Annotated in this window: 20 protein-coding genes; 11 read left to right on the forward strand and 9 right to left on the reverse strand. The window is 67.4% G+C overall.

What is annotated here, in order from left to right:
• Positions 1–21: 21 nt before the first annotated feature.
• On the reverse strand, positions 22–252 hold the full coding sequence (locus tag ASD10_RS15420) for an AlpA family transcriptional regulator (protein WP_056610930.1): 231 nt from the start codon (positions 250–252) through the stop codon (positions 22–24).
• Between the two features lie 435 nt (positions 253–687).
• Here ASD10_RS15420 and ASD10_RS18460 point away from each other — a divergent pair, with 435 nt between their 5' ends.
• Positions 688–1,161: a nucleotidyltransferase domain-containing protein gene (locus tag ASD10_RS18460; protein WP_082556334.1), complete on the forward strand. Its 474-nt coding sequence runs from the start codon at positions 688–690 to the stop codon at positions 1,159–1,161.
• A complete protein-coding gene (locus tag ASD10_RS15430; RefSeq protein WP_157432676.1) occupies positions 1,161–1,523 on the forward strand; it encodes a DUF86 domain-containing protein in 363 nt (120 codons plus the stop codon). Before ASD10_RS18460 ends, ASD10_RS15430 begins: the two co-directional genes overlap by 1 nt.
• Positions 1,524–1,531: 8 nt before the next feature.
• Here ASD10_RS15430 and mobF read toward each other — a convergent pair whose 3' ends face one another.
• From mobF to ASD10_RS15455, 5 genes are all read right to left on the reverse strand, one after another.
• On the reverse strand, positions 1,532–4,165 hold the full coding sequence (mobF, locus tag ASD10_RS15435) for a MobF family relaxase (RefSeq protein ID WP_056610936.1): 2,634 nt from the start codon (positions 4,163–4,165) through the stop codon (positions 1,532–1,534).
• A gap of 218 nt (positions 4,166–4,383) precedes the next feature.
• Positions 4,384–5,067, reverse strand: a complete 684-nt coding sequence (locus ASD10_RS15440) for a hypothetical protein (protein WP_157432677.1) — start codon at positions 5,065–5,067, stop codon at positions 4,384–4,386.
• Between the two features lie 360 nt (positions 5,068–5,427).
• Positions 5,428–6,474 carry an Eco57I restriction-modification methylase domain-containing protein gene (locus ASD10_RS15445; RefSeq protein WP_056610943.1) on the reverse strand — a complete coding sequence of 349 codons (1,047 nt, stop codon included), beginning with the start codon at positions 6,472–6,474 and terminating at the stop codon, positions 5,428–5,430.
• 1 nt (position 6,475) lies between these two features.
• Positions 6,476–9,790, reverse strand: a complete 3,315-nt coding sequence (locus ASD10_RS15450) for a DEAD/DEAH box helicase (RefSeq protein WP_056610945.1) — start codon at positions 9,788–9,790, stop codon at positions 6,476–6,478.
• Positions 9,790–10,482: a hypothetical protein gene (locus tag ASD10_RS15455; protein WP_056610948.1), complete on the reverse strand. Its 693-nt coding sequence runs from the start codon at positions 10,480–10,482 to the stop codon at positions 9,790–9,792. Before ASD10_RS15455 ends, ASD10_RS15450 begins: the two co-directional genes overlap by 1 nt.
• Before the next feature lie 643 nt (positions 10,483–11,125).
• Between ASD10_RS15455 and ASD10_RS15460 the strand changes: the two genes are divergently transcribed.
• The 7 genes from ASD10_RS15460 to ASD10_RS15490 all read left to right on the forward strand — a co-directional run bounded on the left by ASD10_RS15460 (position 11,126) and on the right by ASD10_RS15490 (position 16,090).
• Entirely contained in the window at positions 11,126–11,671 is a 546-nt protein-coding gene (locus ASD10_RS15460) for an RNA polymerase sigma factor (RefSeq protein WP_056610952.1), read from the forward strand.
• Positions 11,668–12,351, forward strand: a complete 684-nt coding sequence (locus ASD10_RS15465) for an anti-sigma factor (RefSeq protein ID WP_056610955.1) — start codon at positions 11,668–11,670, stop codon at positions 12,349–12,351. Before ASD10_RS15460 ends, ASD10_RS15465 begins: the two co-directional genes overlap by 4 nt.
• A 34-nt stretch (positions 12,352–12,385) precedes the next feature.
• Positions 12,386–13,024, forward strand: a complete 639-nt coding sequence (locus ASD10_RS15470; protein WP_056610958.1) for a fasciclin domain-containing protein — start codon at positions 12,386–12,388, stop codon at positions 13,022–13,024.
• Positions 13,025–13,224: 200 nt separating this feature from the next.
• Positions 13,225–13,758, forward strand: coding sequence for a hypothetical protein (locus tag ASD10_RS15475; protein ID WP_056610962.1), 534 nt, complete (start codon positions 13,225–13,227; stop codon positions 13,756–13,758).
• Between the two features lie 27 nt (positions 13,759–13,785).
• On the forward strand, positions 13,786–14,610 hold the full coding sequence (locus ASD10_RS15480) for a nuclease-related domain-containing protein (RefSeq protein ID WP_200938334.1): 825 nt from the start codon (positions 13,786–13,788) through the stop codon (positions 14,608–14,610).
• 95 nt (positions 14,611–14,705) lie between these two features.
• On the forward strand, positions 14,706–15,221 hold the full coding sequence (locus ASD10_RS15485) for a hypothetical protein (protein WP_157432678.1): 516 nt from the start codon (positions 14,706–14,708) through the stop codon (positions 15,219–15,221).
• Positions 15,222–15,244: 23 nt separating this feature from the next.
• Positions 15,245–16,090, forward strand: a complete 846-nt coding sequence (locus ASD10_RS15490) for a hypothetical protein (RefSeq protein ID WP_056610971.1) — start codon at positions 15,245–15,247, stop codon at positions 16,088–16,090.
• On the opposite strand, the gene ASD10_RS15495 is transcribed toward ASD10_RS15490, so the two are convergent.
• From ASD10_RS15495 to ASD10_RS15505, 3 genes are read right to left on the reverse strand one after another with little or no spacing between them, the layout of a single operon-like run.
• The gene (locus ASD10_RS15495) at positions 16,087–16,422 is read right to left on the reverse strand and encodes a hypothetical protein (RefSeq protein ID WP_157432679.1); all 336 of its coding nucleotides are present in this window, start codon (positions 16,420–16,422) and stop codon (positions 16,087–16,089) included. The genes ASD10_RS15490 and ASD10_RS15495 overlap by 4 nt on opposite strands.
• A 16-nt stretch (positions 16,423–16,438) precedes the next feature.
• Positions 16,439–16,915: a hypothetical protein gene (locus ASD10_RS15500; RefSeq protein ID WP_157432680.1), complete on the reverse strand. Its 477-nt coding sequence runs from the start codon at positions 16,913–16,915 to the stop codon at positions 16,439–16,441.
• A gap of 4 nt (positions 16,916–16,919) precedes the next feature.
• On the reverse strand, positions 16,920–17,699 hold the full coding sequence (locus ASD10_RS15505; RefSeq protein ID WP_056610980.1) for an alpha/beta fold hydrolase: 780 nt from the start codon (positions 17,697–17,699) through the stop codon (positions 16,920–16,922).
• Positions 17,700–17,718: 19 nt separating this feature from the next.
• On the opposite strand from ASD10_RS15505, the gene ASD10_RS15510 reads away from it, so the two are divergent.
• Both ASD10_RS15510 and ASD10_RS15515 read left to right on the forward strand, forming a co-directional pair.
• A complete protein-coding gene (locus tag ASD10_RS15510) occupies positions 17,719–19,485 on the forward strand; it encodes a GNAT family N-acetyltransferase (protein ID WP_056610983.1) in 1,767 nt (588 codons plus the stop codon).
• A gap of 448 nt (positions 19,486–19,933) precedes the next feature.
• Positions 19,934–21,709: an Ig-like domain-containing protein gene (locus tag ASD10_RS15515; protein WP_157432681.1), complete on the forward strand. Its 1,776-nt coding sequence runs from the start codon at positions 19,934–19,936 to the stop codon at positions 21,707–21,709.
• Positions 21,710–21,751 lie beyond the last annotated feature (42 nt).

Genomic DNA, 21,751 nt, shown 5'->3' on the forward strand with positions numbered 1-21,751 from the left:
GATCAGCGGTGGGCGCACCGCTCAGTCACCGTTCTGTGGACGACGGGACTGTTCGTCGAGCCAGCGCACAACCTCGGTGCGCCAGAAGCGGACGGATCGGCCGATCCGGAATCCGCGTGGTCCTTGGCCGAGGTGACGCCAGTAGCGCACCGTCCCTTCGGGGACGCGGACGAGCTCGGCCACTTCCGCGATCGACATCAGCTCGTCGTCGGCGTGGGGGAGTTCGGTGTGCGAGGTAGGTGCGGTGCTCATGGAGGTTCTCCTTGGTTCGAGTCGATTGGGTGCGGTAGGGGATGACCACAGTGGCCCGGTCACGGTGCCCCAGTGGTCACCCCCGGTAGGGCTTGTGGGGAACGTTCGGGTTTGGCAGGTGTCCCTCCTTGTCCTCGTGGCCCGGGCGAGCCGTCGTCCTTCGCTTCTTTTCACCGGGTGCGCTGCCGAGTCACCGGGTGATCACGGATGGTTCTCTTCGATTGTGCGCGCCCGTCCGCACCACTTTCCGCCCGTCCTACCCCCGCCCGTCCTAGGACGGGCGGGGGCGTCGGGGAGGTGTTTGCGCAGGTCAGAGGGCGCCCGTCCACAAACTTGAAAAAGTTTGGCTGAAGCGGTTGCAGAGCGTCATTTGAGGAGACGCTTGACCGGTTGGTGGTCTCGCGAGAACCGGACGGGCGGTGATAAGGTTGGCTTATGACGCTGCTGGCTGAGTATCTCGATGCTCGGCGCGACGAGGACGTGTCGCGACTGCGTCGAGTCATGGCGTTGCGTGCAATGGTTGCGACCGGAGTGAGCCAACGCCAGATCGCTGATGCTCTGGGGATCTCGCAGCCAGCGGTCAGTCAGCAGTTGAGGCACGCACCGGGGCTGGACCCGATACATCCAGAGACGCTGCTGGCCGCGGCGACGCCAGTGTTGAAGGAATTGGCGGCCGACCATGGCTACAAGCGGCTGGCGGTCTTTGGGTCAGTTGCGCGTGGCGAGGCGCGCCAGGACTCCGATATAGACCTCATCGTGGAAGCGCCATCGGGAACGTCGTCGTTTCAGTTCATCCGGTTCAAGCAGTTGCTTGAGAAGGTTCTCGGTCGAGACATCGATCTGATCTCGTATGGCGGCCTCGCACCGACTTTAGATGACGACATCAGACGTGATGCGGTGCTGTTGTGATGGACCGTAGAGCGGCCAAAGAGCTGCTGCATATCGAGGGCTGGCTCGCCCGTTCCGCCGAGATCGTCGATCGTGGGAAGGACGCCTACCTTTCCGACGCCCTGCTTCAGGAGGCGGGGGACTCGCTGATGATGAAGCTCGGCGAGGCCGCGAATCGTCTTTCGCGCCTCAACGTGCTCGCGCCGGATGGGGTGGAGTGGGCGCTCGCAGTCGCCAACCGCAATTTCATCATCCACCAGTACGACCAGATCAATCGCGGACTGACGTGGGGCACGTTGTCGGTCGATCTGCCGGCTTGGCGCGTGTCGCTGACAAGCCTCGTTGTGAAAGCTAAGGACACGCTCGGCCCGGACTCCGGCTGAGTCTCGCATCAGAAGCCGATGCCCATGCCTTGTCTTGGGGGTTGGGACCAGGGGCGATCGGGCTCAGGTCGCCGGACACCGGTCGTTTCGGGGCGGGCGCGCTGGACGCGCCGACTCGGCTCGACGTACGGGTCGTACTTCGCAGCCTCTTCGGCGGCGAGCAAGGCGGCGTGTGCCGGACCGAGGTCGGCACGGTCGCGGGCGAATGTGAGGATCCATTGCTGACGAGCGTCGGCAAGGTCCTGGGCGACGAGGTGGGCGGTGTTCGCGTCGCGACCACGGGTCATGGCGACGTAGGCCGAGGCAGCGCCGGTGTGTTCGCCGAGCAGCAGGTGGGCGGCGGGAGTGGTGTCGCCTTGGGCCCCGTAGACGGTGGACGCGTAGGCGAGCTCGACGTCGTAGCGGGCGTAGCGGGTGGGGACCTCGCAGGTACCTGCTTTCCCGGCCAGGCGCATCGTGCCGTCATTGGACAGCGCGGTGACGGTCCAGGTGTCGCGGTTGGCCACGCCGAACTCCGCGGCGTTACGCCGAGTGGCCACGCGGTCGCCGACCCCGATCCGGTCGCCATCGGTGGTTATGAGAACCCTGCGGTCGTCCACCTGACCGGCCGTGACGAGTCGCTCGCGGACAGCCTGATTGAGATCAGCCACCTGCTGGCGGGTGTCTGCCACGACGAGCGCGCCGGACGTCGCGGCGTCGTCGGCGAGCGAAGCGGCGCGTGCGGACTCGTCGGGGTAGAGGACGATCTGGCCGCGTTGCACGAGCTGGTCGAACACTGCCTCAGGCTGCTCACCTGAGCGCATGGCAAGGCTGAGGGCTGCATAGTCGGGGTCGGTGAAGCGGTGGACGGTGTCCAGCGTGACGCTCGAGTCTGGTCCGGCCCAGCGTGCGGCGAGGTCGAGCACGCCACCTCGTCCGACCGCGGGAAGCTGGTGACGGTCGCCGACGAGCGCGAGCCGAGCGCCGGTGGTGTCGGCGATGATCGTCAGGGCTCGTGCGGTGTCTTGGTCGAGCATCCCGGCCTCATCGACCAGGAGCAGATCGCCATGACGCAGGCGGGCTTCGGGGGAGGGGTCCGCGGGTTCGCGGGTCCACTGACCGTCCTCGTTCCAGGAGAAGCCGTACTGGTGGGCGAGCCAGGCGGCGGAGTAAGCGCGAGTGCCGATCTCGCTCTGCGCGACCTGGGCGGCCTTCAGCGTGGGAGTGACGACGATCATCCGGTGCCCGAGCTGCTCCAGCACAGACCTGGCGCCGGCCAAGGTGGCCGTCTTGCCCGCTCCGGCGGCACCTTCGACGACGACCAACCGGTGCACGCCGACCAGTGCGCCCACGGCCTGTAGCTGCGTCTCGTCGAGGGCGACGCCGGTGACGGGTTGTGCAACGCCGCCCAAGGAGGCGCGGGTGGCGAACGAGGCGGTGAGGTCGGCCTCGACCTCGAGCACCTCACGGGACGTCAGAGCCCGGATGTGCTCCGGCATCCCATCGCCGTCGACGAGCAGGACGCAGGCCGTTTCCGCTCGTGCGGTCAGATCCTCGGCCAGCTCGGTCCGCACCGACGGGTCGGCGATCAGACCAGTCGCCGCGATGAAGATCTCGACCTGGCCGCGGATGTCGGCGGCGTTCCACGCCGACCGCTTCGCGCCCAGCCGGGACAGCACCCTACTGACCACTGCCTCGCGGTCGAGGGCCCCTGCGCGTGTAACCGGACGTGTTACCGCCGTGGTGGGGGACTGGAATCCGAGCTCGCGCAGGCCCTCGATCCAACGGTCGGTCAAGACCGTGCCGTCGGCGGGGATCACCTTGTCCGGTCGGGCCTCGGACCACGCCCGCCGGTCCCAGGTGCGGAGCAGCTCTGGTCCCGGTTCCTGCTGCGGGTGGTCCCTGCGCCAGTCGGATTCGTAGCGTTCGACGTTCCTCTCGATCTGCCGGGCGCGTGCCGAGAACGATCCGATGTAACCCGATAGTTCGTTCAACTCGCCGGACTGAGGGTCGAGGGTGAAGCCTTTGTCGGCCAGTGCTTGGCGGAACTCCGGGTCGCACATCACGGCTGCGTGACCGATGCCATTGACGGCATCGATCATGTCGCGGACACCGACCGTGTGGAGGCCCCGCCACCGGCCAGCCGCCCATACGCGAGCGTTGATCTGCAGGTGAAGGTGTCGATGTGGATCGCCGGCTCGTGACGTGTAGTGGCGGATGAGAGCGGCTTCGATCCGTTCGACCGGAACTTGAACCTGTCCTCCGCGCGGCCCGACCCGCGTGGTGGCGTGCTCAGCCAGCCAGGCGGTGGTCTCGCGTGCGGCTCGAGCCTGCGCGGCGTCGTAGGCGTCGGCGATGTCGGGGTCGAGCGTCGCCGCGAGCGACCAGGTCTTCGGCCCGTTGACGACCACCTCGACGAACCGCACCGCTGAGGCGTCATGACGTAACCGGCCGCGGGGCTCGCTTGTTACCGGGTCCAGGCCGGCGACCCACGCTTCGTAACCGTCGCCGTCGAGTGCTCCGACGGCCTCGACCCCGTCAGGTGTGGCGACCATCCGTTCGGCCAGGCCGGTGCCCTCGGCCAGGTAGTAGTCGTCGACACGCGCCCGGTCGGCTTCGACGTAGCTGCGGGCAGCACCAGGGCTTCCTCGGTAGACCTTCACACCGCCATGCACGACTCATCACCACCCACGACAACCAACAATCGGCCTGAAAACGCATCGTGGGCCGCCCGTCCTCGGGCGACCCATCTACATCCTTCGTAAAATGCGTGCCGACTGATTTGAAGGGTTCGAGAAGGTCGATTTGGACTGAAATCTCAGTCGTTGCCTGGTTGTTGTTGGCGGTGATTGGAAGTGTCAGTCGCGGCTGGTCTTGGTGCTCAGAGCGTGCTGATTCGCGTGGTGCTCAGAGTCAGCGCTGCTTCGCGCTCGCGAGCGTCCGCAGACGTGGCGGGATCGACGGCCGCCAGTAGGTCCGGGTCGTGGTCTGCGATCGTCTTGACCTTGTCGAGGTGATCGGTGCAGCGGACGGAGATCGTTCCTCGGCTGGCTCGCAGGTGGAAGCAGGAGACCAGGTCGTCCAGTAGGTCACCTCGGAGGTAGCCGTCGATGCCCTGCGCGATGGTGGAGTTGCCGACCGATCCGGATCCGCGCACGAGTTCGTCAGCGACCCGGCCAGCAACAGGACGGTGCCCGTCGAACTCATGATGGGTGGCTCGATTCCGAACTCGAGACACCAGTTCGGTGGAGTTGATGGTCCGGATTTGCTTCTTGAGCCGGGATGCCTGTGATGCTCCAAGCCATGAGGCGTCAGTATCGGCGAGCAAGCTGACCGCGGCCCACGCAGTCTTTTCGTCCCACACCCGTCGCTGGACCGTTCCACGGCGCCGCAGGAAGGTCGACACCGAATCGGCTTCGATGACGCCGCGGGCGACCAGCGCGATGCTGCCGTCGCCGGCGAGGTTTCGCACCCGGCGTTGGGACACACCGATGCGATCGGCAGCCTCAGCGACGGAAAGGAAATCCATGACCGATAGTTTCCGAATCAGGAAACTATCGGTCATGTGGTTTGTGTACGGAACGCGCAGACTTGACGGGACAGGAATGCTCTAGCTCGCGTTTAGTCGGGGCTAGCGGGCTCGCACGCGACCACTCGACATCCAAAGGATGGCGTATGAGTTGGCAACGCTCCCGACGTATTCCTCGCTCGTAGGCGAGCCGTTTCGACCAGGCTGACACAGGGATGGCGTGGCCCTCTGGGAAATCTGAACCGAACCCTAGGGTGAGCTTGCGTTGGGGACTCACGCGGGCGGCTCGGTCCGGGCGCCCTGGGTTCTAACGATAGCGTTGCCGGCTCGAACACCTTCCGCACAAACTAACTGTTCATCACATGATGCCGACGAAGATCCGCTCAGTCTCGGCTGTCAGTCCATCGGCTTGACGTGGGCGTCGATGAAAGCGATTTCTTCAGGGTCGAGACCGTACTTGGCATAGAGCTGGGCATCGATCTCGGGGAGCGACTTGGTCCAGTCGATGTCCGAGGCGGACGTGAAGTCCTGTTTCGGGACGTACTTCCATGTGCTGCGCGGGTTGTGCTGCGTGACCTTAAGGATGCCGAGAATCACTCGCGCGAACTTCGACTGGATGTATTTGAGGCACGCTTCGCCTTCGGCCCTTGTGTCGAAGGAGCCGATGCTGATGAAGGTCTGAGTTACGCCTACCCCCGGTTCCAGGAGGAGCGAGTATCCGGTGACAAGGGCGGGTTTGTTACCTAGCATCCCGCCTGCGTTTCGAGATGCAGGGACGGCGACCTTGTACTTGTCGAGGCTCTCAGGCCCTTCGATATAGTCCCGGCGGACCCAACGGTAGACGCGCTTGGTGTCGGCCAACCCATACATCCGTGCGTACTCGCGCCCATCATCGGGTCGCTCTGCATGGAACACCGGCAGCGTGAACGCACTCGTCACCAACTTGTATCGTTCGGAGTTAGGTAACTGAGCTTCGACTTCGGGATTCTCTTCGTGCATGCGCTCGGTATACCGGTAGGACCGCGAACTCGTGAACTCGAGCGACGCAATGGACTCGTGGGGTGCTTCGACAACCTTGTGATGAATTGCGTTCAGTTCTGCGAACATGGAGAACACCCCGATCGGTTCCCCTTCTCGCGACTCGTCGCGGTAGGTCACGGCAACTCCGCCCATAATTTCCGTGCCCGGGAAGAGATCGTCACTGTTCGGGACGTAGTGCGGAACACTGAGGTGCGGGTCAGCGAGCATCTTCGCGTTCCATGCCTTCGGCGTTTGGCCGGCATTGAACAAGAAGCGCGCTGGAGTGATGAGTACAGCCTTCTCCGCGACCTCGTAGGCCGCGTCCATGAATAGGTTGTAGACGGGCGTGGCGAAACGTCCGCCGCCCTCCGTCTCTTCCTGGTACGGAGGGTTACCGACAACAACATCGAACTTCTTGGTCATGTCAGTCGTCTCCAAGCATTTCGGCGGTGATCTTGGCGCGTTCTTCGGATGTCATGTAGGCGAGATTGCCGACCCGGAAGTGCCCGGAGCCCTCAATCCAGGTCTTGCGTTCTTCGACGCCGCCTGAGACGCCTTCGATAGTGATGCGGTGCAGAATTTCGTTGTGGCTCATCTCGTAGATCTGCGAGGTGAGGATGTGGCGCAGGCGTTCGTCCTGGTCGGGGATCGTTTCGGCGAGGCCTGTGTCGAGCCGGCGGACGAACTCCATGACGAAGAGTCCGGCTGTTGAGAATGGGTCGGCGAAAGTCTTTGTCGGGTCGCTGAAGATGCCTGGGTTTTCTAACTCGAGCGTGTCGACCATCCTCATGACGACTGCCTTCGGGGTGAAGACCAGGGAGGTCTTCTGCTGCGGGACGTAGGCGAAGATGTCCTCGGTGAGAGCTGGGTTGAAGTAGTCGGCGAGGTCTTCCTTCTTGGTGAGGAACTCTTGGATGGCCTGATTGAACACGTCCTCGTCGAACAGACCGGGGATCGTGGTGACGGTGCCGTCATCTTCGGTGACTGTTTGACCGTCGCGCAGGGTGCGGAACTCTGCCTCGCTGATGCCGGTGATCTCCTCGAACACGTCGTCCGGGGTGTAGTCGTCGAAGTTGCCGAGACGCATGTCCCGGTGGCCGTACGCCATGAGGAACATCGGGATGGTGCGGGCGAATCCGCGGAGGTGGCTCCGCGCGTCGTCCATCGACTTGTCGGCCTGCTTCTGGACCTTCTTGGTCTCCTCGCGGGTCACCACCTCCGGGACGATCTTGTTCATCGTCTCCTGGACGATGTCCAAAATGTTCGCCTGGAAGGACGACTCGGCCTCAACGCGTTTGATCTCGACTGCTTGCGCTTCGGCCTCGGTGGCCGCCTCAGCGGCCTCGTCCTCGAGGTGCTGCTGGGCAATGGTGTGCTCGGCGTAGGCGCGCTCGACCTCGGCCTTCACCTTGGCCTCGGTCGTTTTGGTGTCGCGCGCGACCTGTGCCGCTGTGAGCCCGTAGGACTCCTGGAGTTCGGTGCGCTTGGTGCTCGTCTCCGAGGTGACGGCCTCGGCGATTCTTGCCGCCGCTGTACTGGCGGGTGTATTGGGATCGACGGGTGGGAACGACTCGGCCGACCATATCGGCTTGCCGAGCTCGGCGACCTTCGGGTTGATGACGGTGTCGGCATCGACCTTGACGTTGCCGTCGCTATCGGTGATTGGCGGCGGGTGAGGGAGGTCTAGGGCCTGCCCAGTGCGAACCTTGCCCTGCTTGGCTGTGGGCAGCTTGTCGAGGATGTTCTTAACGTGCTCGCTGTACCGGAAGATGGCACCCACGTTCGCGAAGAGCAGGTTTGAGAGGAAGCCGCGTCGGACGACCTCTCGTGCTTTGAAAACCCGCGGGAACGTGAGCACCTGAGCGGCGTCGAGCTCGATCATTCGTCCCTCAGAGTCCTCGCCGAGAACGGGGAAGAAGTTCAGCAGCCGCCGAATGTTGTCCTGGCGCTCGCTGCTGTCTACGGGCGGGTGTAGGGCGAGGTTGTTGGCGAACTCGTCGAAGATGGTCAGTGTGCGTTCCGGGGCGAAGTCGAAGATGTAGGCGTTCTTCTTCTGAAGGACGGCGTTGTCGCTGCGGACAAATGTGTGAGGGTTTTGTGCGCGGAATGCCGCCTGCGTGTAGAGCGCCGGCGAGGAGATGTTGGAAAGCATGATGACCGCGGTCCACTCGGGGACCGTGACGCCTGTAGTGAGCTGGCCGACCGAGAGTGTGATCGTCTTGCCTCCGACGGCCTCCGTCCTCTTGATCGCCTCCTTGACCCTGTCCAGGGACTTGGCGGTGCTGGCGTCGTTGCTTGTCTCGTCGAGAGACTCGTCGTTGGCGGAGCGACCGTCGCCGGCGGCCAAGATGATCGTGTAGTCCTTGAAGACGTCGTGCTTCTTCAGCAACCGTTCGAGGGCTTTGGCAGAGGAGACGCGGTTGAGGAGCCAGAACGAGTGGCGGATCTCGTCACGGAGCTCGCGCGTGGAGAACGGGTACTTCTCGTTGGTCGTCAGGGTGTCGAGAAACTTGGAGACCTCGGCCTCATGCTCGAAAAAGCCGTTGTCCTTCGTTCGGAAAAACTCGGCCAAGTCGAACGTATAGTCGACGTTTGCCTCGTCCTCCTCTAGAGCCACACCCTCAGCGAGGCGGTCGGCGACCATGCGAGACAGCTGGTAGGTCAGCAGGTTGAGCGTCGGCAATGTGGCGTACGGGTTGTCCTGCGAGTCGTCCGACCACTGGTCGCGGGCGGTCTGCTCGTCCTCGTAGGTCCAGTTGAAAATCTGGTCCTCGGTGAAGCGGCCAGACGCCAGCGCCTTGAAGGGTGTGCCCGACAAGTGAAGGGTGTGGCTGCGCTTGATCTGGTCGAACGCGATGTCGGTCTTCGTTGTGTCGATGCCCTCGTGGGCCTCGTCGATGATGAGCAGGTCCCATTCCATCTCAGCGATGTGCTTGAGCTTGGCGTAGCTGCCACCGAAGTACTGCGACCCTTTGATGTCCTGCAGCGACACAAACTCGATGATGCGCGGGCCGCCGTCGACGTTCTGCGCGACGTAAGCACGCCATTGCTCGCGCGTCATTGGGGAACGCTCGGACAGGGACGAGGACTCGGAGACAAACTGGTAGGTCGTCTGATGACCGATGAACCGCTGGTAGTCGTCGTACCAAGAGTTGGCGATCGCCGGCCGGTTCGTCACGATGAGCGCCCTGCGAACGTCCATATCCCGCAGGAGCTGGTAGGTCGTCAGCGTTTTTCCGAACCGAGGCTTGGCGTTCCAGAGGACCTCACCCTCACCAGCTTTGAGAGCAGTCACAGCCTGCGCGACTGCTGCTTGCTGCTCAGGGCGGAGCTTGTAGTCGTCCTGGGACTCGCCAGGCGGTGTGACGAACGACTTCGAGGCGAACTCGAAGAAATACTCTTGCGACAATTTGGGTGCACTTGCAAACTCATGCCACTCGGTACGGTGCGGGGAACTCACAGGGTCGTACTCGCGTTTTATCCCTTGCTGCTTGAGGAACGCGTGGAAGTCGCTGTCGCGAAATGCTCCGCCGTCCTCGGTCATGAACGTCGCTCGATACGCCCAGACTTTGATCTTCTTGACGTTGAGTTGGCTAGCTTGTTGAGCGATCCGGGTGTCCGAGTCCTGCTCGGTGTATCCGATCTTCTCCCAACCGTCGTACTTGGGAATGTCAGGTGTTTTCCACGAATAGATGTACGGGACAACCTCGCGGAAGGTCTCGATCTTGGGACTGCCCATCAGCGCGGAACCTCTCTGTGCACTTGGTCGATCGGGCATGGCGAGAACGGGTTCTTCTGGCCGAGGTCAAACAGGTCGAAGAGATCCTCATGACCCTTCGCCTGCTTGCGGAGCGACTCAAGGGAAAACGTCTCGCGCTGAACAAAACCGGGTTTGCCGTCCACGCGGTGCCACCATGAGAAGGTGATGAGCTCCTGACTGGCCCCGAGCCCGTTCCCATCGACCAAGTAGCCGCTGAGCATATTGCCGCGAACCACGTTCGCCTCTACCAAGACGGCGGCGGCGCGCATCAGGTCGGTGCTCAAGTCAGAAGGAAGGCCGTGGCCTGAGTGGAAATTCCTGAACTCTTCAAGCATGGCAACGTGGGCGGCCGCGTGGTTGTCCTCGAGCAGCTCGATCCCGTAGATCGAGGCGAGCGCAAATAGAGACTCAGTTGGCCAGGCCTCCTGCGGGTAGTGGGCTGCCAATGCCCGCAGCTTGCGATGCAAAATCGCAACGAGGAAATTGCCATCTCCCGCGGCGGGTTCAAGGAACGTCTTGTCGACGAAGTCAGGTCCCACCTCCAACTCGTTTCGCACCAAGTCGAGCATCTGGTCAACCATGTGGCGCGGCGTGAAGACTTCCCCGTAGACCCTCACGCGATTCCGCGACTTCACCACTAGCTCCTCGGAAATCTCTGCGGTCACCGTCACCCTTCGATTCCAAGTCAGTCCTTCTCGGCCGGAACCGAGTTCTGGTGCTATGGGTGCACGTTAGCGGGAGGCGTCCATCTGAGGCCGCTACCTAGCCATCCTGCCCTCTACAGTCGTCCAACGGGTGGAGATGTGCCATGGAATCGCGCGTGGGACGAGATTTATGTCGAACGAGTGCGCGGAGCTGTCTGGATTTCTCGAAAGTGTTCGCTCCGGCCCGCCCGTCTCGCTCATAGGAGTGCTGTCTTGGCCCTGACCGAACTTAGCAGTGTCCAGAAGGCGACAGTCGTCGGGCTCGTTGATGCCGGGCGACCCCCTCTTCCTGGGGCCGAGGCGTAGCGTCCGATGTCCCGCAGAGGCTCATTGAACGGTCCGCAGCGGTCCGCAAACAGTCCGCAAGAGGCCCGAAAACAGCCTGTCAAAGCCGGTTTCGATCATTGGAGACCAACGATCTGGAAATCACGTTTCCGCGGGTAGAGGCTTTTTCTCTCTGTTTTCAACACTTTCTGTTAAGCGGAAAGTTCATTCCGCTTCAACGTCTGAGTCGATGTCTGACGGCTGACCCGCGCGTCCGGGAACGTCCCCGCGGCCGGCAGCGCCGAAATCATGCAACCATCCGAGGGTGGTGCACGAACCACATGGTATGGATCCCGGCGCCGCCCTCGGCATCCGCCTCGCCCAGCAGGACGAGGGGGCCTTGGCGGACGTGTACGCGGCGTACGGGTCCAGCCTCCGCTCGTACCTGAGCCGGTTCGTCGGGCCCGACGAGGCGGACGACGTGCTCCAGCGGACGATGCTCGACGTCTGGCTGTGCGCCGGGCGGTACGACACCTCGCAGCGACTCAGCACGTGGCTGTTCATGATCGCCCACCGGCGTGCGGTCGACACGCTGCGCGCCAGGCGGCACGACATCGTCGACGTCGACCTGGCCCGTGACCTCGTCGGCGAGGACGGACGGGAGACGGCCGAGCGTCACGCCGACGCGGCCGAGGTGCGGGTCGCGATGAACCGGCTGCCCGAGCACGAGCGGATCGTGCTCGAGCTGGTCTACTTCAGCGGCCTGACCCACCGCGAGATCGCCGACCGGCTCGACGTCCCCCAGGGGACGGTCAAGGCCCGCGCCTCGCGCGGCACCCACCGACTCAGCGCCTTGATCCGCGCCGTCGACACCTACGCGGGAGCATCATGACCTCGGCCGACCACTCCATCGACCTCGGCGGGCTGCTGCGCGGGGAGCTCACGAACGCCGCGGTCGTCCGCGCCTCCGAGCACCTCGACGACTGCGCGCCGTGCCTCGAGGAGCTCGCGGACCTCGCGGTGGGGCACTCGCTGCTGACGTCGGCGTCCCGGCGGCTCGGGCCCGCGGTGCCGGATCCCGCGCCTCTCCCTCCGCTGCCGACCGATCTGTCGCGCCGTCGCCGACCACGCAGACGCGTCCTGCTGGCCGTCGCCGCGGCGCTCGTGGTGGGTGTCGCCGCAGGTGTCGCCACGATCGGCTCCGACGCCGGACCGGACGCCGGGGGAGCGCCGATCGCGACGGCGAGGCTCGAACCGTTCGCCGGGTCGGCCACCGGCGTCGTCCTGATGGCGCACGACACCGCGTCGACGACCCGCATGACGATCGAGGCCGACCGTCTGCCGGTCGTGGACGGCGGCCGCTTCTACTACGCGTGGCTGCTGGACCCCACCACCAACAAGATGCTGCCGCTCGGGCAGATCGGCGTCGGGGACGCCTCCACGTTCACGCTGCCCGACGACCTCGTGGCGAGCTACAGCGCCGTCGACATCAGTCTCCAGGAGGACAACGGCGACCCCGCCCACTCCGTCACGTCCGTCCTTCGCGCCTCGTACGACTCGGGGTCGATCTGACCCCGAGCACCTCACCCCCCGGAAGGAAGAACCCATGAAGATCCGCACCCTCAGCACAGCCGTCGCCGCAGGTCTGGCACTGACGCTGGTCAGCCCGGCCGGCCCCGCCGGTGCCGCGAGCCACACGCCTCGGGGCACCGACAGCCTCGCCGGCGTGCTGGCCGCCGACGGCGCCGGCTACGACCGCAACTGGTCCGACTACGACATCCTCGACAAGGCCGTGACGACGGTGCTCGCGGCCAAGCCGGGCAGCCCGGTCGCGGTCCTCGCCGACGGCAGGACGGCGCTGACCGCCTTCCTGCCGAAGGACGTCGCGTTCCGCCGACTGGTGCTCGACCTGACGGGCCGCAAGCTGAGCAAGGAGAAGTCCGTGTTCAGGGTGCTGGCCGGGGTGGCCGACGTCGACACGCTCGAGGCCGTGCTGCTCTACCACGTCGTGCCGGGCGCGACGATCACCTACCGGCAGGCGCAGAAGGCGAACGGCGCCACCCTGGCGACGGCCCTGACCGATGCCGACCTGCGCGTCGCGGTGCGACGCGGTGCCGTCCACCTGCGCGACGACGACCCGAACGACCGCGATCCGCGCGTCATCGCGTCCTCGAGCGACATCAACAAGGGCAACCGGCAGATCGCGCACGGCATCAACCGCGTGCTGCGACCGCTCGACCTCTGAACGACGCGGGAGCGCGGTCCCGGGTGGCTCCGGGACCGCGCCGGCCCGTGAGGACGGTGCTGCGTCGCGCGACGCGAGAGGCTCCTGCTTCTCGGACGTGTTGAAGCTTCGCGCGAGGCGTGGCAGTCTGGTCGGTTGCCTCGCCTGAGTGCGCGACCGACCAGAGGGTCGGTCCTCGATCTTCAGAGAGTGGCCACGTCATGTCGAGACCCCGCCGCAAGACCTCGCCCCCGTACGTCCGACCGCTGCGGTTCGAGATCAGCGAGCAGGGTGTCATCGGGTACCCGATCCTCACGCCGTACCCGGTCGGTGGATCGATCGAGGACTGGCCGACCCTCACGCTGCCCCGGACGCAGGTCGACGGTGCGGATGACGCGTCGGTCGCCGAAGCGGCCGAGAGCGGCGACCTGACCGACCTGAGACTGAGCGACGGAGGCGTGCCGTACACGCGCCACGCCCTCGTCGAGTCGTTCGACTACTCGTTGGTGCCCCTCCCGACGCTCACCCTGGACATCGAGCCCGTCCCACCGAGCTCGCGACCCGCGAGGCTGCGGTTCGTCGACGCCGTCATCTCCGACTGGACGACCGACAAGGACCACGAACCCGGGCAGCCCCACAACGAGCTGTGCGAGCTGACCTGGGACGGGGCGCAGACGTTCCTCCTCGAGTTCTTCTCGTTCAAGATCCTCCTGAGGGCCGCGCGGCTCGAGGTGGGCCACGCGATCACCTCGTGAGCCCGTCCGCGTCTACGGTCATGGTCCATGAGCGACCCACCGCCGGCGGACGAGAAGCGCATGCTCCTGCGGTTCGCCGGCACCTGCCGGGTGTGCGGGATCGACATCCCGGCCAGGACCCCGGCGGTCTACGAGCGGTCCACCAGGACGGTTCGCTGCCTCGCGCACGACGAGAGGCACGACGTCCCTGCCGTTGATGGGCCCCTCGACGTCGGGACGCCCGGCGCATCGGCACGCCGCGAGTTCGAGCGTCGACGAGATGGCCGCGAGCGACGGCTGCGTGCCAGGTACCCGAGGATCGGCGGCTTCCTGCTCGCGGTGTCGGACGAGCCTCAGTCGACCGCCGCCTGGAACACCGGTGCCCTGGGGGAGGAGCGCCTCGGCAATCGGCTGAACGAGCTGGCGTCCGACCGTCTGCGGGTGCTGCACGACCGCCGTGTCCCTGGGTCTCGGGCCAACATCGACCACCTCGCCGTGACACCGACCGGGATCTACGTCATCGATGCGAAGAAGTACGCCGGTCGTCCGCGGCTGAGAGTCGAGGGCGGCGTGCTGAGGCCCCGGGTCGAGAAGCTGGTCGTCGGTTCTCGTGACTGCACCAAGCTCGTCGACGGGGTGCTGAAGCAGGTCGACGTCGTGAGAGAAGCCATCGGGGACGACGTCGCCGTGCACGCGGTGCTCTGCTTCGTCGAGGCCGACTGGCCGCTCATCGGCGGTTCGTTCACCACGCGCGGGGTCTCGGTCCTCTGGCCGCGGAAGCTCTACCCTCTCCTCGCGGCTGACGGATCGATGACGCTCGACGCCGTCGAGCGGACTCATCGTGACCTCGCCGCGGCTCTGCGGCCGGCGTGAGGAGCCGCGGGTCGGCCGCGTCGGCGTCAGTTCATCGGCCAGACGACGCCCGCGGTCGAGGGTTGTTGTGCGAAACACGCTGTTACGATCGCGCGATGCTGAGGCAAACTCTGGCGTGCGGGATCGGCGCCGTGATCGTGGCGATCGGTGCAGCGTGCGACGCGAGCAGCGAGGGTGACGCCGGCGCGGGATCGTGCGACGCGGCCGACCCGGCGGTGGTCAAGCAGATCATGGCGGGCGCGCGGACCGACTTCCGTCCGACCCTGGCCGATGGAAGCCCCGGTGTGCTGATCGAACGTCTGGAGCCGCTCGACGCCAGTGTCGCGAAGCTGCCCGAGAAGGATCGCGAGTTCGGTGCCGACCAGCTCGTCGCTCTGCAGGTCTCGGTGGTCCTCGGCGGCGAGGACACGTCGGGGGGCATCGGCGGATTCGACGGACCCGTCTACTTCGCGCTGGACGCGGAGGGGAAGCTCCTGGGACCCGTCGGCCAGTTCACCGCATCCCAGTTCGACCTCGAGTCGCCCGCCGACGCCGATTGGCTGAGCTGGGGAGACAAGGTCGAGAGCACCGAGCTCGGCTTCGACCTGGCCGACTGCGTCAAGCCGAGCTGACCCCACCGCCGCCGAGGAGCGACATGCCGTACGAGTCCGGGAGCAGCGCGACCCTGCTCTGGCAGGGCCTCTTCGCGGCCGCTGCGATGTGGTCGGTCCGTGGCTCGGTCGCGGTGAGGATCGCACCAGCGCGTGGGCGAGCCCTCGCGAGAGCCGGCACACGTCAGCGATGGTTCTTCGGGACGGCGTGGGCCGTCGGCGTCGCGCTGATCGCGGCGGGAGCGGTGCTGAACGTCGTCAACGGCTACTGGTGGTTGGCCGCGATGCTCGCGGTGGCGGCGACGAGCTGGGGTTGCGCCCTCGTCGAGAACGTGCGTCGACGCGACGACCCGCCCGGCGGCGGCCGGCCCTGGCCGAGGGCGTACCGGTACGTGTCGAACGCGGGCCTGGCGAGCTGGGCGCTGCTCATCACCGCGTGGGTCGGGGCGGACCTGCTCGACGGTGACTGGCTGGACGCCCTGCCCGGTCTGGCCGGCTGGTGCGTGTTCGTCGTGGCGGTCACCGTCGCGGCGGTTCGATCGCGACGTGCGGCGCAGGAGCACCGCGAGGCCCCACCCTTGCGGCGGGACGCCGGGCACGGTGAGCTGCGCCTGCGTCGACCCTCGAACCGATGGGCGTTCGGGCTGGTCCTGGCCGTGCACGTCGACGCGCACCTGGTCGCCGAGCTGCGGGCGGGGGAGTCGACCTCGGTCCGGGTCGAGGCAGGCGAGCACGACCTGGCCTTCGTCGTCGACAGGATGGGTCTCGCGGTCCACCGGGTCGACGTCCCAGCAGGCGAGTCGGTCGAGGCCGAGCTCGTCCTGGACGAGAACGACGTCACGCTGGCCCGGATACCCGACGGTCCGCTGGTCGTCCGCCTGACGCCCTAGTCGGTCCTGTGCTGCTCGGCGATCCACGTGTGGTCGACGATCGCGGCGCCGACGGCGGCGCGCAGCGCGGTGCTGTCAGCGCTTCGGTAGAGGTCGCGCGAGTAGTACGGCGACTCCTCGCGGTAGGGGCCGCTGTGGTGGACGCGGTGGGCGAGGTCGGAGAGGTACGCGTGACCGCCGGCCCGGTACGCGTCCCGTTCGGAGTCGTCGAGCCTGATGAGCGCCGAGGTGTCGATCAGCGCGCTGTAGCTGTAGCGGGCGTCGAGCAGGAGGACGTCGTCCTGCTCGACCAGGAACCACGCGCCGGGCTCGTGGTCGACGTAACGCATCACGGGCTCCATCCTCGTTTCAGCCGGCCGCGGGACGTGGTGGCGCGTGGAAGACCGTGCGGTGCAGCAGGTCGTCGTTCTCGACGAGCCAGTCGGTGACGCGCCACATGTCAGGCAGCAGCGGGTGCTGCAGCGCCGCTTCCCGGTCGATGGCCCGGCCCATGATCGCCCCGGAGTGTCGGAGCGGCGGGACGAGCGACGCGGCGATCTCGGCCTGCCCGTCGACGTGGCCGTACCGGCAGCCGAACGTCACGTTGTCGTCGTGGTCGGGCCCGGCGAACGACCCCATGACGACGTCGACGTACGTCTCGTAGGTGTGGGGGTACCAGTCGGCGAAGTAGACCGCGTGCGGCCTCCCGCCCAGCTGCACGAAGCCCGTCCGGCCCTCGTGCTCCTCGCCGCAGTCGTCACAGGTCTGGAACCGCTGATCGGGGGTGCCGTCGAAGGTGAACTCCGCGTCGGCCCCCACCCCGGTCCTGCGCCCCCACCGCTTCACGACGTCACCCGTGCCGGGCGACGTCGGCGGCGAGCAGGGCGGGCCACGTCTCGAGGTCGGCACGGGTCTCGGCGACCGCGAGCGTCGCCGACGGCATCAGGTCGACCAGGGCCATCGCGGTCGAGAGGGGATGCGCCGGGTCGTCGACCCACGCGAGGATCGAGGTCGGGACGTCGACGGTCGCGATGTCCTCGGCCGATGGCAGGTCGCTCGCCGCGGCTCCGCGGAACAGCGACGGCAGCAGGTCGATGTCGACGTCGGGACGGGTCTCGGGCAGGCCCGCGGTCGCGGGCGGGACGGGCGCGAGTCGTCCGGCCTCGACGAACACGTCGACGCCCTGCTCCTCGATCAGCAGGGCCGCGGCGCGGTAGTCGTCGCCCTTCGCGGCGCGGGTCGCCCACGCGGTGGGTGGCACGAGGAGGGTCAACCCGCTGAACCGCTCGGGCTCGCGGACGGCCGCGTGCAGCAGCGTCGCGGTGCCCATCGACGGCCCGACCCCGTGCACCTGCTCGTCGGGGAAGAACGCGTCGAGCAGTCGCAGCAGGTCGTCGGCGAGGTGGTCCCACCGGTAGTCGTCGGGCTCGGGCCGGCCCGTCGATCGTCCGTGCCCGCGAGCGTCGTAGCGCAGCAGCCGCGTGCCGCTGAGCCCCCGCCCGAGGTCGAGGTCGAGCAGCCGGTCGCGCGAGCGGCTCGACGTGAGCCCGTGCAGCTGGACGACGGCGTGACCGCCCTCGTCGCTGAGGTCGACGGCCAGGTCGGCTCCCGGGACCGCGAAGGTGCTCACGACGGCTAGGGTATCGGCCATGCGACTGACCAACGTCGCCCATCTGCGCCTCCCCTTCGGACGACTGATGGGGTACGACGTGAGGGTGTCCGAGCCGGGCCGACCGCTCACGGTGTCGTTCGACCAGCGCCGGCACGTCGGCGCGGGCGACCGTCCGGGCTCGTGGATGGCGATCTCGTTCCGTCTGCGCGAGCCGGTGCCGCGCGACGCGCTGGCCGAGGCCTGGCTCGCGGTGGTCGCGCGCCACGGCACGCTGCGCTCGACCTTCGTGCCCGGGGACGACGGCGAGCCGCGGCTGCACGAGGTCGAGGTCTCGGCGGGCGGCTGGGTCGAGCACCCCGTCGCGGCAGGCCAGTCGGTCAACGACGCGCTGCGCGACCAGCTCGACAGCGCCTGCACCCCGTACGCGTCGCCGTCGCACCGGCTCAGCGTGCTCGAGACCGCCGCCGGCCCCACGATCGTCGTCGCGGCCGACCACTCGCACGTCGACATGTGGTCGATGCTCGTGATCGTCCGCGACCTGCTCGCGGCGCTCGCGGACGTCCGAACGGGTCGCGCGCCCGCCCTGGCCGAGGCGCCCGCCTTCGCCGAGCACTCCGCGGCCCTGCAGCAGCGCCCAGCCGCACCGGACGACGTGCACCGTCGCTGGCGCGAGATCATCGACGGCAGCGGCGGGACGATGCCGCGCTTCGCGCTGCCGCTCGGCGATCCGGTGCCGCAGCCCGAGCGGGTCGAGGTGCGCGACGTGCTCGACGTCGACGACAGTGCCGCGTTCTCGGCGCAGGCCCGCGCCGAGAACGTCTCGACCCTGGCCCTCGCGGTGTCGGCGATGACGGACGTGACCCGCGAGCTGGCGGGCACGTCGCTGCGGGCGGTGTTCCCGGTGCACAGCCGGTACGAGTCGACGTGGCACGACTCGGTCGGCTGGTTCATCACCAACTCGGTCCTCGAGTCGGCCGACGCCGACCCGCGTGCCTGCGCCGCGGCCGTCAAGGAGGCCGTGCAGCTCGGCTCGTGGCCGCTCGAGGACGTCCTGGCGCCGTGGGGCGGCATGCCCGAGGCCCCCGGCATGTTCGCGATCTCGTGGCTCGACCTGCGTCGCCTGCCGGTGCGGGTCGACGCGGCGGGGCTCGAGGCGCAGTACATCGGAGCGGCGATCCGCACCGACGGCGTCATGCTGTGGTTCATCCTCGACGAGAGCGGCCTGCACCTGCGCTGCCGCTACCCCGACACCGACGAGGCGCGCACGCACGTCGGCGGCTGGCTCGACCTGCTGGTCGAGCGGCTGCGGGGCGTGGCGCACTCGTCGGCGGGCAGCCGGCTCGACGTCGACGACCGACGGTTCCGGGTGCAGCGGGCCGTCCGGGCCGACGTTCCCGCCGTCGTCGCGCTGCTGGCCGACGACGAGCTGGGTCGCGCCCGTGAGGGCGCGGAGGAGGCCCGGTACGAGACCGCCTTCGACGTCGTCGCGCGCGACACGTCGCAGTACCTCGCCGTCGTGCGGGACGAGGCCGACGTCGTGGTGGCGACGATGCAGCTGACGATCATCCCGGGCCTGCTGCGATCGGGCACGACGCGGCTGCAGATCGAGGGCCTGCGGGTCGCCGCCGGCGAGCGGTCGCGCGGGCTCGGCGCGGCGATGCTCCGGTGGGCCCACGAGCACGGACGTGCCAGGGGTGCGTCGCTGGCGCAGGTCACGACCGACGAGGTGCGCGAGCGGGCCCGGACGTTCTACGAGCGGCTCGGCTACGAGACCAGCCACGTGGGTCTGAAGCGGAGCCTCTGACGCGGACGCTCCGAGGCGTCCGCGCCTCCGGGGTCAGTGCAGGCCGGGCCATGCGTCGCGCGGCCGCGCGCAGGCGTCCTCGGGGGAGCAGCGCGACGTCCGGACAGGCCGAGAGGCCCTCGCCGCGGGGTGGGCAGGGCCTCTGGGAAGAACCGGTATCGCCCCGTGGAAAAGGCGGGGCGAGCCCGACCCCTCGAGCCTACGGCGGCAGCCCTCGCACGTCAGCCGGATCAGTCGGACTAGTCCTTTGGGATGGTCTTTCGGTCGTTCTTCGCGATCTCTCAGAATTCAGTCGTTGGAGGCGAAAACGGAGGTTACGCTTCCTGCGCACCATCGAGGGGATCGGTGTCTCGCGGTCGCGCTGATCCGTCGCGCACGCCGTCTGGCAGGTCCCCGGTTCGGGTGCATCCGATCGGGAGGTCTCCTTCCGCGACAGGAAGAGATGGCCATGAAGACCGCCACGTTCACCCGCTCGCTGGGGCTCGGCGTCACCGCCGCGCTCGTCGCGACCGCATTCCCCTTCACCGCAGCCTCGGCCGCTGCGCCGTACACGTTGACCGCGCTGTCGGTGGACGGCGACACCTTCCAGCCGAGCGAGTACGACGCGAAGGACATCACCGTCCAGGTCAAGGACGCCGCGGGCGACGTCGACGTCGACGACGCGCAGGACCTCACCTACTCGTGGTCGGTCACGCCGCTCGGCGGCGGCTCCGCGGTGCGGTTCCCGACCTCGGGCGACGCCACGCAGGCCACCGACACCGCGGGCTCGTTCGACGTGGACCTGCCCAAGGCCGGCGCCGGCACCTACACGCTGAGCGCGGGTCTCACCGCGACCGCCACGGGCGGCGACGGCGTCGCGGCGACGGCGCTGCGCACCTTCACGGTCGGCGAGGGCAGCACTGCCGTCGTGACCGCCCTGTCCACGGGCAAGCCCGGCGTCGCGCAGTCCGGCACCGTGACGGTCCAGGACGCCGACGGCAAGGCCTACGACGAGCAGCTCGTCACGCTCAGCCTCGACCACGGCTTCTTCACCCCGGCGACCTCGAAGGCTCCGAACGGCTCGCGAGCCGGCGACCTCGAGGACGACGGCGCCACGCTGACGGTCACGACCGACAGCAAGGGCACGGTCGACTTCTCGGTCGGCATCGCCCGCGACGCCGGCTTCGACGACGACGCCAAGGTCGACTCGACCGTGACGGTCGCCGGCGCCAAGACGTCCGGCACCGCCGCCGCCTGGAGCACCGCGAACCCGCTGAACGGGCAGGTCGCGGTCCGGCTGGCGCCCGCCAGCGTGCAGGACGGACCGGTCGCCCCGACGCTGGCCGGCAACCGCACCTTCTACGACGCCTTCGCGCTCGACCAGTTCGGCAACCCCGTCGACGGCGCCGAGCTCGAGCTGTCCTACCCCGGCAGCCTCAACGTGGACTCCGACCGCGACGGTGCGGTCAACACGTACGACGTGGTCTCCGGCCTGGGCTCGTTCGGCGCGATCGAGCTGACGCTGTACCGCGCCGGCTTCGTCGACGTCACCGGCACGTGGGCCGACGCCCCGTCGACGATCGTCGGCGGCACCACGACGATCGGCAGCACCCCCGCCAGCGGCTCGCTGCGCTCGACGACGTACGAGATCCAGTTCAACGGCTCGCGCTACTCGATGGGCTCGTCGGTCTCCGACACCGTCCGCGTGGGCACGCCCGTCACGCAGACCGTCCGCGCGGTCGACCAGCAGGGCAACCCGATCGAGGGCTTCCAGGTGCGCTTCCTGCGCTACGGCCCCGACGACGTCCGCGGCGACGTCGTCGCGACCCGCACGACCAACGCGCTCGGCGAGGCCACGTACACGTTCATCGGCACGCGTCCCGGACGCTCCACGATCACGGCCGAGATCAGCGACGGCAACCGTCGTCGCGAGCTCAGCAACAGCGTCGCGTTCGGCAAGGTCGTCCGCGCCAAGCTGGTCAGGACCAAGGGCTCGGCCTCGGGTCGCGGCAAGGACCGCCTGACGGTCACGACCCGTGCCGCGGCGCCCGGCGCCCGCGTCCAGGTCTACTCGGTCGTCAAGGGCAAGCAGCGCCTCGTGGCCAGCAAGAAGCTGGACCGCAAGGGGGTCGCGAAGTTCAGCGTCCGTGACCGCAACCGCAGCCGCAGCACGGTCTACGTCGCCGAGGTCCGCTCGACGAGCAAGACGATCGCCGACCGCTCGAACAGCGCCCGACTGCGCTGACGCGCCGTCGGCCACCCGCACCACCACCTCTCGACCGAAGGA

It is taken from the genome of Aeromicrobium sp. Root472D3, from assembly GCF_001426485.1.
Taxonomy (GTDB): Bacteria; Actinomycetota; Actinomycetes; order Propionibacteriales; family Nocardioidaceae; genus Aeromicrobium.